The following is a 14,357-nucleotide window of genomic DNA, read 5'->3' on the forward strand; positions in this document are numbered from 1 at the left end:
AAAAACACTAAAAGCCTGAAAATCAATGATTTGCAGGCTTTTGTTTTTTGGCATTTAGTGGCTTTTTTGACCAAAAAACGCATATGCGAGGTGAGTCAAGCGGTGAGTCAGACTACGAAAGTTTCGGACTCACCGCTTTTGACTATAACTAACTGTAATACAGCTAGTTTACCAAGTAAACATCTTGACTTTTTTTGATTGCAATCTTAACTTTATTTCACTTTTAAGATTACTTTTATGAAAAGAAATTTCAGTTTACTTTTCTTTCTAAAGAAAGGAAAAACAGATCACGATGGTAACTCTTCTATCTACATGAGGATTACAATCGAAAAAAAACGTGTTGATCTTGCTACAGGAAAACAATGTGCAGACAACGACTGGTCAAATGGAAAGGTCATTGGAAATTCCGCAATGGCAAAAGCTATTAACCTCTATCTTAAACAGCTAGAATCCAGGCTGCATGAATCGCATAGGAATCTCCTAATGGCTAGGGAAGATGTAACTGCTAAAAGTCTTGCAGATAACTTCTTGGGAAAAGGAACACAAGTTAGAATGCTTACCGATGTATTTGAGGCCCATAACAATGAAATGCAACAATTGGTAGGCATTGAATTCGCACCAATGACATTATTACGTTATCAGACTGCGTTGAGACATATTAGACAATATCTAAAGGAAAAACATAGATCCAAAGATATCGATATCCGAAAAATCAACCATGAGTTCTTAACCGACTATGATTTCTTTTTAAGAACGACAAGAAAATGCAATAATAATTCAGCGGTTAAATACATCAAAAACCTTAAAAAAATCATTAAGCTCTGCCTGGCAAAAGGGTGGATCAACAGAGATCCGTTCGCTAATTTTAAAGCAAAGGTGAAAGTAGTTGAAAGACCATGCCTTTCACAAGACCAGATAAATAAGTTAGAAACTTTGGAATTTGGAAATGAAAGGCTGGACCGTGTTAAAGATATATTTCTCTTCAGTTGTTATACCGGGCTTGCCTACATTGACATATATCAGCTAAAAAGATCAGAAATCATTATTAGGAACGAGAATGAAAAGTGGCTTATTATAAATAGGCAGAAAACGGGTACCCCTACACGTGTTCCTCTGCTTCCAAAAGCAGTAATATTATTATCTAAATATGAAAACCACCCACAATGCGCTGAGCTAGATAAAGCTTTCCCGGTAAGTTCTAACCAGAAAATGAATGCATATCTAAAAGAAATCGCTGATTTATGTGGGATTAATTTCACTTTATCATATCATATTGCCAGGCATACGTTCGCAACAACAATCACCCTTCAAAATGGGGTACCCATAGAGACGGTTAGTAAAATGCTTGGGCATAAGGATATCAGAACAACACAGCACTATGCAAAAACGCTGGATATAAAAGTAGGCAAAGATATGGCTGTCTTAAGTGAGAAACTTGCCATGGAAAAACCTGCTTCCAAAAATACGGTCTATAGTTATACGATTACCAAATAAGACATGATAACAATTGATAAAATACCAACAATAGAAAACATCATTGAAAAAATATTTCATTTTCGTGGTGTGAAGGTTATGCTGGACACCGATCTGGCATCATTATATGAGGTAGAGACCAAGCAATTGAAACGCCAGGTTAGAAGAAATGCTTCAAGATTTCCTGAAGACTTTATGTTTGAACTAAACGATGAAGAGCTAAAAGCTTTAAGGAGCCAATTTGGCACCTTAAAACGTGGAATGCATTCGAAGTATGGAATAATTGCGTTTACCGAACAAGGTGTAGCAATGCTTTCAAGTATTCTTAATAGTGAGAAAGCCATACAGGTAAACATTGAAATTATCAGAATTTTCACAAAAATCAGATCTCAAATAATGGAGAATAGATCATTAAAAGAAGATATTGAAAGAATCAAAAACAGATTGGACAGCCATGATCTAAATTTAGAAGTATTATTCAGATATCTCGATGAACTAACTTCGACCGCTACAACTCAAGAACCTCAGCCAAGGCAGAGAATAGGTTTTAAACCAGATATAATTTAAATACAAAAAAGGCGACGGATAAATTATCCGTCGCCTTTTTTGTATACTAATGCCACTCAATATCCTGAATGTTATTAGGAGGACTTCCCTGCAGGGTATTGACCCATGAAACCATACTTCCCAATTTTGGATGATATGATGGATGATATTCAATGTAACCCAATGTTATTAAATTGTTGATACTCTTGTGATACGTACGCGTTGAGGATATTTTGCTTATTTGCATTAGTCCACTACGTGAAACTTGAAAATTAGAATGAAATTTTCCTCTGACATAGAAAATAATTAGTCCATATAATAATGCCATTTCAGTAGAGGAAACACGGTTATCTGAATTAATCAAATGGACAATCTGTTTAAACTTTCCATGAACTCTAATTTTTTTTTCCGGTCTCATTTTATCCCATGCCTCTCATTTTTTCCAGCCATTAAATTTTCAACTATGTTGGCATCATAATAATAAATACTTCCAATCCTTGAATATGGAAGTGTCCTGTTTAATCTTAGGTTCTGTAAAGTTCCCTGAGATATTCCCAATATTTTTCTTACCTCGTATCCTTTCAAAAACCTCTTTTTGACAGGCTTCTGAATAGTCACTATCTTTTTGATCTCTTCAATCAAAAAATTCCCAAAGTTGTACAGATCTTCTCTTGTCAATATTTCTATGCTCATACTTCATCTACTTTAAAAAATGGCCCACACAAAAACAGGGGACCGAAGTCCCCTGGATTACAAAAATGTGCTCCACAAACTATCTACCCCGTCCTTTTTTTTCTTCCACCTGAGGCTCCATCTCACTCGCAATTGCTTGTTCTTTTTCTTTTTCCTCCTTTAGCAACGGCTCACGGCGGTCAACAGCTTTACTGTAGACCTGTCCCAAATCACGGTCGTAGAAATCTAATGTTTTGAATTGTGGATTGGCCGTTACAAAACCGGTTGTTTCTTTTCCATTCTTCATAAATGAAACCTCATGCAGATTTCCACGTTCAAGGCTTTTTAATAACTGATCCCTGAATCCCGGTTTTTCCATTTCCTGGATTTTGAATTTATCAACAACTTCCTTTAGATCGAATCCATACTGCTGCCCATAACTATTCAAAGAATATCCTTTTTCTGGAGAATGTTCGGCAAAATCCAGCTTAAGCCAAAGGTTTGCTTTTTCCCCACTTTTTAAAACGACATCCTTATTTACAGCTCGCCCGGAAAGCAAATTATAACTTTCTTTGGCGGTAACTCCTTTTCCTTTATTAATATAAAAGGTCTGTTTGAGCCTGGCATCTTGCCCTGGTTTTTGAAGGGAAGCCTGATATTTATTAAAAAAATACATATCTGTTTCTTTACTCTTTGAAAAATCGAGAATATAAGAAACTGTATCTGCCAATTCAGGTTTATCCTTCGCATTTGGAGCTGTTTGCAGGTTTTCAAAATTTAAGGAAAACTCTGGCAACTCTTTCGTTATAGCTGCCTTAAGCTTCTCTGAAAGTGATTCTCCAAAGCCCAGGTATTTCAGGGTATTTTGGAGATAATCCAAATTATTCTCATCGGAGGGTGTTCCGACCTGCCGGAACATTATGCACGCTGCGTGAGCGGAGCGCACGAGATTCACGGCCTTTTTTGCCGTTTTCGTTGAAATGATCTACAAGATTTTCCAATTAAGAAAAAAGAAAATTAATTTACCGATATTCTTAATCATAAACCCCATAGTATATCATCGCTTCGACAATAATAAAATATGCATACAGAAAAAATATTTGATGAAAATGGACAGGGATTTACCCGTGTCTTTTCTACTGATAAAGTAGAAAAAGTAAACCCAATTGAGTTTTATAAATCAGCTGAACTTGAAAAAAGAGCAATTGTCTTTCATGACTTGTTAAGTGCTAAAGATCCCTTTTTAGCTTCCATGGTAAGTAAGGATTTCTATCTCAAAAACGCTAAAATTGGCTTAGATGAATTTTTTGAAGTATTTGAAAAGACTGAGGTTGATGGAAAATTACTAGAACTTTTAAAAACAAGCCGGAAAAAAGACCAAATTAATTTACTTAAAGGAGTAAAGTTTAATCCTGATGAATTAATGTCACTCATTTTCAAATCTTACTCTGATTTTGGATTGTTATATAGTAAGTATTTATTCAAAAATCTACCTGCAGGATTAGAGGGAAAAAAGTTACCAAAAATGTTCAGGATGAAAGAAGATGGTACGATCGAAAAGGTTGGGGAAACAGATTTAAGCGATGGCGAATTAAAAAATGTCATCGAACACAGAAAAGTAATTGTTTCCCATTTTTTTGAAAATGATGATCTATGGCATTGCTTTTTTGTAACATACAATAGTATCGGAGGAAAAGAAAATTGGAAAGAGGGTCAAGCACATTTTCATTACATATCAAGTGCATTTGGTATATCTAAAGAAGAATTTATTGAAAGCATGAGATCCGGAAAATATAAATCCACTTCGGTTCATATAGATTTATTAGAATATGGGAAGCAGACATCTTAATTATTTAAATTAGTGAAAAGCTTCTAAAGAAAGGATGGTCACTTATAGGAAATAAGTGTCTTGATAGGACATTTATTTCTTATACTGATTTATCTTTTGGCCTATCAAATCTTAAAAAAAGTGGGAATTAAAACAATATATTATGAAGGTTGCGCAACATTACGTACCGCAGAGTTATTTAAAGAAATTTTATGATAACGATAAGTTATGGGTTTTAGATTTCGAAAAACTCCATAAGGGGTATTCAGACTTTCTTAGCTCTAAGGTGTCAGCACAAATATGTCGTGACAAATATTTTTACAACTTAGACGAGGATTTTAAAAATAGAAATCCAGAATACGCAAATCTGGATGAGGAGCATATAGAAAACGAAACTTTTAAAAGATTGGAGAACCAATATGCCAGAACTTTATATAATTCCCTAGTCGAAAAATTAAAGTTGACAAGCAATGAGTGCGACGCATTTGCAGATTTTATAATTCAGATGAAAATTAGAAATCCATACTATAGGAACAATGATCTCAAGAATAATGGGACTCGTTTAATCGATATAGCAAAAGAACAGCTGCAACATGACAATTATTATCATGAAAGATTTAGAAAGATTCCTACTTTACTAAAAAATTCCATATTAGAGTTCGTTATGGACAAAAAATACAATGGAGAAAATTTTGAACGAAATATACAATTATCCTCTTTGATTAAGAGAGAAAACGATAGAAAAACATCAACAATGCTAAAAGATGCACTACGGAAACACCCCTGGACAATTGCTATTTCAAAATTACCAGGTAATAACTTTTTAACGACAGATAATCCAGGTGCAAGTGTAAGCAAGCAAAAACCGGGAATATTTAATACGAAATTTAATGAAGATTTTACCTTTTATTTTCCATTGTCACCTAACCATTGCTTAATCATTGACGGAACCACAATCGATGTGGACTTTTTCTATGATTCCAGTGTAAAAAAAATTAGCATGAAAGCTATTGATTTTCAGTCCATAATTCAAATCAACAATATTATAATCCAAACAATGAACGGCTTGGCAATCTCAAATAATCGGCAACTGTTAGATCACTTAGCTACTCGAAATCGTGCATATTAAAGTTCGAATAATTACACTACCCATTCTGGGGCATCTCCATGAGGAATTTTCCATTCAATACCAGTTTTCCGAGTGAGGAAAAATAATTGTTTATCGATATTTGCATACATAAAATTATCCAGCCATTCGAATAGAGATGCCCATTCTTTCGGTGCCCCAAAACAAATATCTAAATTCATAGTAGGAAATATACTTAAGGTTGAGTCGATATATTCAATTTTAATGACTGATTCAATAGATCGATGACCCCCATGATGTGCATATTTTTGGTTTCTGAGATCAATAATCGCATCATGTACTAACTTGAAAGAGTCTGGGATAATATCGTCTTTTAACTTGATACTTCCGTTTCCTCCAGCAAACAATCGTCCGTATGAAATAACGATGCTTGTTGTGAGAGCATCCATATTCATAAGATCTTTATGTATATTACTGGATTTTGAAAAGTTGCCCAAAGACCAATACCAAAAGCGAATGTTTGCCACTGAATGTAGGTTCAGTATCATTTTATTTAACCTTTCTATATGTCTCTGATTTTCCTTAATTAAAAGGTCAATTTCGGATTCTGTTTTGTCCACTTTGATAAAATATTTAAATAAGTTACTAAATATTTAGCTTTTCTTTGCTTACACTCGTGGCCCAGTATAATCCAACAATTGACCATCTGTATCGAATTGAAATGAGAAACGGCCGTAGTCGTATTTTCGGCCAGTTCCTTCCCAAGATTTGTCCAAGTGATACCTACCAAAATTTATATGCACGAATTCCTCTTCTGTGATGTTTTCATTATAATGGCAGACCATAATCATATAAAAGTTTATTGAGCCAAGATCGTTTATATGCAAAGAGGCAAATTCATTTCGAGCCGCGTATGGAACCTTACCCCACGCTTCTGATTGCAAGTTGATTTCTTTGTTCATCAAAAAAGTATCAAATGGTCGAAACTTTTTAGCCGTCGCAACAATTAAATTAAATATCGTACTATTAACTTCCCTTAACTCCCTGGCCCATGTACTAAAACCGTCATCATACTGAAAATCAGTCAAAATCCCATCAGTAATCTGAAGATAGGTTTTGATTTTCTTGGCATAAAAAAAGCCATAATTATCAGTATTTTTGATATCAAGAACTTCAGCGAGAAAGCCAATCCGTAAACTTTCATTATCTATACCGGTAGTTAATATTTGTTCAATATTATTGGGTTTAAATTCATAGTCAAATGAAAAACCTGACATTGCCTTCCGGATATCTTTGGTGACAATAAAAGTTACGTTTTTATTGGTGGTTACAAAAATGATGTTCCGGCTAAATATCTCCAGTATAATCACACTTATTTTATCTGAGTGCCCGTCAGGCACGAAATACGAATAAACTTCGTCTGTATGATAGCCTAGTGCTTGCGTTATACTGTTTATAGAGCCATTGCCAATATCATCCTTATATTCACGGTAGACACCATTATCATTTTCGAATATTCCAGTTGATTCTTTTTTGTTGAAATATGCCATTTTTTAACTTTTTCTGATGTCCAAAAATTGTGTCCTTATGAAATCATGAACGGCGTTGACTTCACCAATACTGTATTTTACCCCAAAAAGTCTTTCGAAATGCTGAAGTTGCTGCGAAATACCTGTGCTATTATCAAATAACTCCCAAATATTGGTCAAGCCTTTAAATCTTTTGATCGCTTTTTTATCTCCATACCAATTATATGCGCCCTTTGCTACATTTCCGGCAATCTTTCCCCAATTTAAATCTGATAAGCTATCTGAAACACTTCCTTTCTCAATAAACTTATTTGCGGCTTGGTCAAAATCGCCACCCGCTCCAAGATCTAAAGCACCATAAAAAATCCTAGTGTTTTTACCGACATATTTCTTGTTAAATACTGTCCAGAATTCCAGGAATTTATCGTAGGCACCAGATTGGGCCTTCATACTGGCTGATTCATGTATGTTAACTTCAAGCTGAACAAACTGCGACCTTAATTCCTGGTAATCGGCCCGGAGCTGCACAAGTTTATCGGGTATTTCCGAAACAGAGCGGAGCTGGCTGAGGAGGATATTGGTAAAAGGTGGAATAGGCAGATATCTATAGCCCAAGCTTTTCTTAAGGCCATCTACCTTTTCATCATAGAGTTTTGCTACCGTATCCAGCGCGGTAATGGAATATGGTGTTTTGGTAAGTTCGTTAATCTGTTGATTGAAAAGATATATGGGCAGGGTTGTCTGTATATTGTTATGACGTGATACGCTCAGTAAATTAGAAACCAATTCCTGTGAAGTACCCAGCAATTCAGAAACGCTAAATTCTCCGTTCTCAAACTTCGAAGTTAATAGCGGTATATTTTCCCTGCTTACAGCGATATTACTTTGGATAAAATAGTGGTCAAGTTCGTTTTTATTAAGACTTGAGATGAATTTTTGTTGTGCTTCCTTTCTGGTACTATTGATATTAAAGTCGGAATATATAGACCGGGCGGGTTTATCAATTACCCCATTGACAAATCGCAATCCGGTTTCTCTCACAATCATCTTTAGGATTGGCCTTCCATTTGGAAAAATAGCTGGCGAGGTCAGATTGATATGATTAAGCTCATTAAGGGATGTGTAAAAACCCGAACATGCGATAAAAGATTCAACAAAAGTATTTAAGGAAAATATAAACTCTACATTTGGCTTACCATATCCCCCCAGAAAATAATCAAGTTCATCAATCAGGTTCATGCTGATATACGTACTATTATATTCTATATTGTGTGCTTCAGGTGTTTCCATTTTCCTAAATTAATGTTAATGCGCAACCTATTTGCCCAGCCAAAGAAAATCTTTTAAAAAATACATATTGGCCAACCCTATAGTTGATTTAGTTCAGGCCACTCAATTTCCAATATATCGGCCATAAATGCCTGCATTGTCTCCACCCTTTTATCTTCATGATGAATCCACACATGGCGAATTAAAACTACAATGCCTTTCATAATGGTTCCAATTGCAGCGTAAATCCTACTTGTTGCCCGTATTTTACCTAGTGGATAGTAAGGGGCATGAAGGATATCGAATGACAACGTACCATTATGTTCTATTTTCGAAAAGATGTTGTAGTAATGAATTATAAAGTCCATCTCATTCTTCAGCGAGGGGCTATCAATTTCATTCAGGGTTATAATTATATTGACGGGTAATATCTCCTTTTTAAATTTATCTCCATTAAAACAATCGGGATATGCTTCCCTAACCGCCGTCCTTTCCTCCTCGTCACCTTTCGCACTATTGTAGATTGCCCTCACGTGGTCGAACATAATCCTGTCAATACGACTCTGTTCAATCTCTTTTTCCTCAGATTTATCAAGGACAAAATATAGATTTGCGACATCAAATAAGCATGTTCGCAATAGAAGATAAGTTGAATCGGTATAATGGGGTTTACCATCAAGATTTGCGATCAAGAAACTTGAAGCATCCAAAACATTGCGGAGTTTATGAAGCACTGTATAGTAAAAATGGCCTGGATCCTTTTGATAAGCAGTGCCTTCAAGGACATCATTTTCCAATATGTCGGTAATTAGGCTTGCAAAGGTCAAAACCATCTCCCCAACCCGCTTTGAACTTCTTTTTTCGGTTTGGTCTAACTGTTCCATGTCCGGTTTATCAGGTTACCATTGCAGTTATTATACGTCCTAGCCTCATTCTCTGAGATATAGAGACAATCTTTATTCGGGTACACTCTAAATAAATTGATACCACCATCAATGCCTATTGGAACTTGCAATTTGTTCTTCTCAATCCATTTGGACTTCCGTATAAAATCATCAAACATTTTTTCTTTTTATTCTTTTAGATACACCTTTTAAGATTTAATAATCAAATTTGCCTGTAGTGGGAACATCAACTAACACAGATAACTACACAAACTGTTTTCCTCCGAGCCACAACTTTAAATCCTCATAAAAACGGTGTAACACCATATGGTAGCTATTTGTTAATAAATCAGTGCTTTCTATATCGAATTCCTCCCATTCGATAATAAAACTTTCTAACACATTATACAATCCAGGATCAAGTCTTTTTAATTCAGTTAAGCAACTGTCATAGTCCAGATCATCGTTGAAGTCTGCGTGGATGGCTATAAATTTCCCAATATAAAAGTCGACAGCAACAGTATTGTAGTTATTTCCTTTCTTATAGTTTTTCTTTAAATTTGATACTTCAGAATTTGAGCATTTGTGACTATCGAAGTCTAATATAAATTTTGTACTATCAAAGCCGAGGGCATCATAAATCTCAAACATTTTTATGTGATCGAGACAGTTACCGATGTGATCCAACAGTGCTCCGCTAAAAATCCTGCTTAAGGTTCTACTTGCAGCTACCTGATTTGAAAAGCCTGCTCCTATGAAAATACCTTTTACTTTTAAGTAAAGATGCAATAACTCATGGGTAAAGGATGCAACGCATATATTTTTAGCATCCACATAGATTGTCGCTTCTGAGTTTTTCGAATAGCAACTATACTCATTGTTTAATGATGGTGCAATTTTAATTTCAAATGACTGACTCACCGCATCCCATATAGGAATGTTTCTCTTATCTAAAAATTTATTTACATCTATCCCCATTTATATTGAAATTATTAAAATAACTACTCACCACCACTTCTAAAGTGGTTTAACTTCACAAAATCATCTTTGATGGTGACGCTTGAAATATAACGTATCCCATGGAGTATCTTTCCAAGTTCCTTATTTGCGTCGTTGAGATCTAATCTAGGTTCACTTCTGTCGGCAACCTCTGCATATTTTCCTCCCAGTGCCCTAAGCGCACCTGTGATCTGCTCAGGACTAAAGTGACTTAAATATAAGTTCAATAGACTCACCTTTTTTTCTATATCCTGATCTGCAGCCAACAACTCCTTTATTACTGAATAAATAATTTCCTCATATTGGGTAAGCAATAGGCCTATCATCTCGGCTTTCAGGTCTTCATTCCCGGTGAGCATATCTGCAGTTATTTCTTTCAGAACCGTTATTTTTTGATCATAGGAGAATACTTTAGATTTTAGCACAAGCAAAAAGTCATTTGCATCAAAACCCCGGCTTCTAAAATCTGCTATGAATTCTTCGGGAACCTGTTCTCCCAAACTGATGTTTTTACCGTTAAAACTTGTTTTTAGCATATTGTAATTGACGAAGGAATACAACAGAAACCTATGCTCAATCATAGTGCTAACCTTTTCTGGATGAACTTTCGAAACATCTAAATCATCAAACTCGTAACCAAAACTGGAAATCAAAGACTTAAAACTCTCTACGCTTACCGTATCATTGGTTGCAATCGCAAGTGCAAATTTCTCTATCTCATCTCCTTCACCTTCCAAGTCCGTAACGCGCAATATAGATAAGGCTTCAAAATTCTCCTTTACATTTAAAAAGCTCACCAGATGCAAATCCAGCCCACCAATTTTCTGGTAGTAAGGGTAAAGGTTCGTCCATTTCGGACTAATTTTCTTCGCTTTCATTATATCAGTCCAGAAATGCTCCTCTACGTCCTCAAAATCTTCTATCATCGTGTTCTGGGCTTGAATAATTGCAGACCTGTTATCCAAGTCAATATCGTCATTTTGATACAGGGTAATCAGGTTTTCTGCCGATTCATCTTTGTTTGTTCCCAAGGATAAAAACACGTCTTCGATATAATCGTTTATATTGCGTTCTACGTACTGCTGAAGTTTAACCAATCCGCTGTTTTGGATCGTGGTATAATTGGCTTTATTAAACCCATCACTTGCCGTTTCAGTTTCAATCTCTTTGAAATGAAGCACTTTGTGGATAATCCCGGCATTAAGCTGATAAAAATCATTTTCGTATACCACTTCGAAATATTCATCCTGGCCCTTAGTGATATCAAGATCATCAAACTTAACATCCAACAATTTTAAAACGGTTTTGATTTTATCAGCCGATTCTAACTGTTGCATGACGGTCAGGAATCCTTTTTCCTTTGAGATAAACAATCCCAAAGCGCCTTTTGAATTGATAGATTTAATTGTATCCAAGTCTGCGTGATCCAAAATCAATTTCAGATACTGTAGTTTTTTCTCATCAGAAAATCCCGATTCAATCATTACATAATCCCAAAATCCTGTCCATTGGGCAAAGAGCGCATTTACAAATTTTGGCACCTGTTTGCCTTTCTCCAAGTAACTGTCCCTAAACTGGCCGGCAACAGTTGTGTTCGAAATGATAAGCTTTAAAAAAGCCTCTAATTTGTCCTTATGTTTATCTTTGGACTGTAATAGACTATCCAGCAAAGAGTAATTCAACACGTCATATTGAGCAAATTCCACCAGCTTAATTTCTTCGATAACGTTAGCGGGATTGTCGAGTGTATAATCTGCATTCTGAGCTTTATGATTCTTGACACCAAGTAAGAAAACTTTATCTTTTCGGCTTAAATTACCCTCATAAAAGTGAGAAGTGTAATCATGGTAGTCCTCATTGATATAGCCATTTCTAATGAAGAACAATAGAATAGCGGACCCTTTTATCGAGTGTTCTAACTCACTATCTGGTAAATCGGCAATAATCTTACTAAATGGTTGTATAGAAATCTCCAGTAACTCGGCCCTTATGCTCTCTGCCTCTTTTTTGGTCTGCTCCGAAAAATATTCCTCCCGGCTCGCAATCTGTTGCTCCCTTTGGTCATAACTTTGGGTTTTATCAACTAACTGCGCAATTGATTTAAAACTTTGACCACTGCTATGTCTTCCGTACCCATTAACAGACTGATAGGTAAGGCTGTTTTCTAATTTCAGTTTAGCAAAATTTTCATCCGTATTTAGCTCTTCGATACTTACTTGATTGGCACCAAGGTAAACATGTTTGTAAGAGTTGTTCGGCAATACCTCAAATAACTTTGCAATATAAAGCGATCGTAGTTCAAATTTATCTTTGAGCACTGAAACCTCTAAATCTGATTGTTTTTTTTCTATAAATGCTAATCTATCCCGTTTGGCCTTTGTAATCTGTTTAATAAAATCTGGCTTCTTGGCAAAAAATTCAAATACCTGGCCTTCACCCTTATTTAAATCTGCAAAATCAGTAGGATAAAGATTCTTATATAATATCGTGGCCAAAAGATTATTAGGGTCCAGCTCAAATGTACCCAGTTTGGCCTTATACAGAATAAACTCATTGAACACATTTTTCAAAAGCCTCATATCGTTGATATAAAGGGCGATTTCAGAAACAAATTCTCTTGAAAGTGCAGGGAAGACCTCAGCTGTTTTAAGGCGTTCGAGCAGTTTGGCCTCAGAATTGGACGAATTGATAACCGGGATTACTGGTATCACGAAATCAAAAAATTTCGTCCTTTTTTCGTCGGAAAAAATATCGTCCTTAAGCGCATAGATAAATGCGATCCTTCTTTCTACCTGTTTTGAGTTGTTTATCAGGTTATTGATCTCCCTAAGTTTGGTAAATATCTCAGGATTTTGAAAACGGTCCAGGTCTTCTATGATCACAACATCGTAGGGCGTAACTTCAAAAAAATACAGGATTTCGTCCAGGTGTTTATTCAAAACCGAGGCATCTGAATGATCTGAAAGTTCGATCTCTCCGCTGGTAAGATTAACCTTGTTGAACTTTGAATTGTTGTATAGCTTAAAAATTGTGTAGACCAGGTATAAACTTCCAGTACTTAAAATTATCAGTGCTGCTATCAACAAGTATGACCGGATACTCTTCAAAAAGGCCGTTGATTCAGGTATTGCAGGTAACGGTTTATCCTTGGTCAGATAAAAAAAACAAAGGCCACACAGGATCAACAAAGCGGCTTTCAGCAATAAATTCATCTTGGAGGCCTTTCTTATCCGCTTAAACCTGGAATCAGGAATTGCACTGTGTTTTACATGATAAAAAATCTGTTGCAAAATACTGACCTCAATCAGCTCATTATTAGGCTCATCATCATCCTTATGAACTTTAAACGATGCCAGCGATATGTTCAAATACCTGAATTCCTTATGGTTCTTCTGAAAAGTTCTTAGAATTGTGCTCTTCCCTGAACCGTAAGGGCCGGTCAAAGCGATATTCTTGATGTCCTTATCCAGCAGTGAAAAACTTAGCGCCTTGTCGTAAATATCATCATCATCGCCATCCTCGATTGGCGTTAGCGATTCGAAAAGTTCGCCACTTTTTGAATCAATTCCAAAGTATAATTTCTTCCTTAGTTTTTGAAGCTTCCCAATAAAGGCATCCAAAAGAAAATAAAACCATTTTTTAAAAGATAACCGAAGGTTTCGAAAAGCTGCAATTGTGATTTTCCAGTATCGGATATTGAGCAATAAAAAGAGTAACCCAATACATAGCAACAATATAAATGAGAGCATAATGGATGAAGCAATAGTATCCTTCAATCCAAAAATAAACTAATAATTAAACATAGGCAATAGACAAAAGAAGCCACCCCTTTTTATTTCCAGCATGGGGAATATTAAGTTTTACAAGCTGAAATGATATTAATATATTGCACTTAATGCAAAGTCTAAATCAAGCTCAGATCAATTCTTATTATCAAACGTTACTTGGCAGGTTAAAGACAATAAGTTCTATCATAAATTTTGTTTGTTGAATAGCGAGTGATTTTCTGCATTCCAACAGTCATTTTCAGCAACATTCTCAAACCACACTACTTGGATCAGGGAGTCATT

General features: G+C 35.6%; 12 protein-coding genes. 4 read left to right on the top strand and 8 right to left on the bottom strand.

What is annotated here, in order from left to right:
• The first annotated feature begins 237 nt into the window (after positions 1-237).
• Positions 238-1,494: a site-specific integrase gene (locus tag ACN9MR_RS12725; protein WP_426330038.1), complete on the top strand. Its 1,257-nt coding sequence runs from the start codon at positions 238-240 to the stop codon at positions 1,492-1,494.
• 3 nt (positions 1,495-1,497) lie between these two features.
• Positions 1,498-2,040, top strand: a complete 543-nt coding sequence (locus tag ACN9MR_RS12730) for an ORF6N domain-containing protein (RefSeq protein WP_426330039.1) — start codon at positions 1,498-1,500, stop codon at positions 2,038-2,040.
• A gap of 393 nt (positions 2,041-2,433) precedes the next feature.
• Here the strand turns inward: ACN9MR_RS12730 and ACN9MR_RS12735 are convergent, their stop codons facing one another.
• Together ACN9MR_RS12735 and ACN9MR_RS12740 are read right to left on the bottom strand one after the other, a co-directional pair.
• Complete coding sequence (locus tag ACN9MR_RS12735) at positions 2,434-2,712, bottom strand: helix-turn-helix domain-containing protein (RefSeq protein ID WP_426330040.1); 279 nt, start codon at positions 2,710-2,712, stop codon at positions 2,434-2,436.
• 79 nt (positions 2,713-2,791) lie between these two features.
• Positions 2,792-3,421, bottom strand: coding sequence for a hypothetical protein (locus ACN9MR_RS12740; protein ID WP_426330041.1), 630 nt, complete (start codon positions 3,419-3,421; stop codon positions 2,792-2,794).
• Between the two features lie 351 nt (positions 3,422-3,772).
• Between ACN9MR_RS12740 and ACN9MR_RS12745 the strand changes: the two genes are divergently transcribed.
• Together ACN9MR_RS12745 and ACN9MR_RS12750 are read left to right on the top strand one after the other, a co-directional pair.
• On the top strand, positions 3,773-4,540 hold the full coding sequence (locus ACN9MR_RS12745; protein ID WP_426330042.1) for a hypothetical protein: 768 nt from the start codon (positions 3,773-3,775) through the stop codon (positions 4,538-4,540).
• A 142-nt stretch (positions 4,541-4,682) separates the two neighbouring features.
• Positions 4,683-5,648 (top strand): DUF4238 domain-containing protein, encoded by a 966-nt coding sequence (locus tag ACN9MR_RS12750; protein ID WP_426330043.1) that lies wholly within the window; start codon positions 4,683-4,685, stop codon positions 5,646-5,648.
• Positions 5,649-5,659: 11 nt separating this feature from the next.
• Here ACN9MR_RS12750 and ACN9MR_RS12755 read toward each other — a convergent pair whose 3' ends face one another.
• The 6 genes from ACN9MR_RS12755 to ACN9MR_RS12780 all read right to left on the bottom strand — a co-directional run bounded on the left by ACN9MR_RS12755 (position 5,660) and on the right by ACN9MR_RS12780 (position 13,907).
• Positions 5,660-6,226 carry a hypothetical protein gene (locus ACN9MR_RS12755; protein WP_426330044.1) on the bottom strand — a complete coding sequence of 189 codons (567 nt, stop codon included), beginning with the start codon at positions 6,224-6,226 and terminating at the stop codon, positions 5,660-5,662.
• Positions 6,227-6,274: 48 nt separating this feature from the next.
• Positions 6,275-7,156, bottom strand: coding sequence for a hypothetical protein (locus ACN9MR_RS12760; protein WP_426330045.1), 882 nt, complete (start codon positions 7,154-7,156; stop codon positions 6,275-6,277).
• 3 nt (positions 7,157-7,159) lie between these two features.
• A complete protein-coding gene (locus tag ACN9MR_RS12765; protein ID WP_426330046.1) occupies positions 7,160-8,425 on the bottom strand; it encodes a hypothetical protein in 1,266 nt (421 codons plus the stop codon).
• Between the two features lie 77 nt (positions 8,426-8,502).
• Positions 8,503-9,288 carry a hypothetical protein gene (locus tag ACN9MR_RS12770; RefSeq protein WP_426330047.1) on the bottom strand — a complete coding sequence of 262 codons (786 nt, stop codon included), beginning with the start codon at positions 9,286-9,288 and terminating at the stop codon, positions 8,503-8,505.
• A 264-nt stretch (positions 9,289-9,552) separates the two neighbouring features.
• Positions 9,553-10,266: a hypothetical protein gene (locus ACN9MR_RS12775; RefSeq protein WP_426330048.1), complete on the bottom strand. Its 714-nt coding sequence runs from the start codon at positions 10,264-10,266 to the stop codon at positions 9,553-9,555.
• Positions 10,267-10,289: 23 nt separating this feature from the next.
• On the bottom strand, positions 10,290-13,907 hold the full coding sequence (locus ACN9MR_RS12780) for a hypothetical protein (RefSeq protein WP_426330049.1): 3,618 nt from the start codon (positions 13,905-13,907) through the stop codon (positions 10,290-10,292).
• Between the last annotated feature and the right edge of the window lie 450 nt (positions 13,908-14,357).

Source organism: Pedobacter sp. R-06, assembly GCF_049913135.1.
Taxonomy (GTDB): Bacteria; Bacteroidota; Bacteroidia; order Sphingobacteriales; family Sphingobacteriaceae; genus Pedobacter.